Here is an 826-nt window from a genome sequence, read left to right on the forward strand (position 1 = left end):
CCGAGCCTGGTCCATACTTGGCCACCATCGCTTGATACGTTTCGCCGAGTTCGCCGGCTGCCTGCAGGACCCCCTTGGCCAGCGTGCCTGGCTTAGATACGTCGATCGGGCGCTGATCACGAGCGGACTGCCACACACGTAGCCTATGACACCATGTCGGCGCCACGGCAGCTAGAAGCTCCTGTATCGTGTCCAGATCGTTGCCCTCACCCAGGAAACGGTTGAATACTAACTCGCCGCCTAGGTCGTTGTTCCCTATTCAGGTCTCATGGCAAAGGTGTAATCCTTATAGTTTGATCAGCGATACGATCGGACAACCAGCCTCATTGGGACGTCTAGCGTTGCAAACATCTTCAAGGGGACGCCGGACTCGACGACACGAAGGCAACCGTCGTCAACCTCATCGAGTCCGTCCTACTTCGCCACGAACCATGACGACTTGCCCGCACCAACTGACGACTATTCGGGACGGACGGCCGACCGAAGAACGTCGTTGATTCGGTCTCGTAACATCCTGGCCTGATCTGGCAAGACGCCGAGTCGAGTGTCAAACTCCCACTCCTCGACGGCTTCCAACGCCTCGCAGATCGAGTTCGCGAGGAGCGCGAGCTCGTCACGCGTAGTGGCGACCACAAGTTCGTCCTCGGCGACTTCCTCGTTGCCGATCCACGGGGTGTCGGGGTGCAGCATCTTCATAGCAGCGACCCTATTTCAGATTCAGGAAGTAGTCGTAGCCATTCGGGCTCTTCGCAGTTAAGGGTGTAGTCCGGTCGACGCGTCGGTGGCCGGGTAGGGGTCGAGGTCTCCCGAGGATGGGGGTGACTAT

General features: G+C 58.7%; 1 protein-coding gene. It reads right to left on the reverse strand.

Features of this window, described 5'->3' with window-relative positions:
• Window positions 1-459 precede the first annotated feature (459 nt).
• Window positions 460-696, reverse strand: coding sequence for a hypothetical protein (locus ELR45_RS13040; protein WP_129666525.1), 237 nt, complete (start codon window positions 694-696; stop codon window positions 460-462).
• Window positions 697-826: the final 130 nt, after the last annotated feature.

This window comes from Phytoactinopolyspora endophytica, assembly GCF_004138495.1.
In the GTDB taxonomy this organism is placed as follows: domain Bacteria; phylum Actinomycetota; class Actinomycetes; order Jiangellales; family Jiangellaceae; genus Phytoactinopolyspora; species Phytoactinopolyspora endophytica.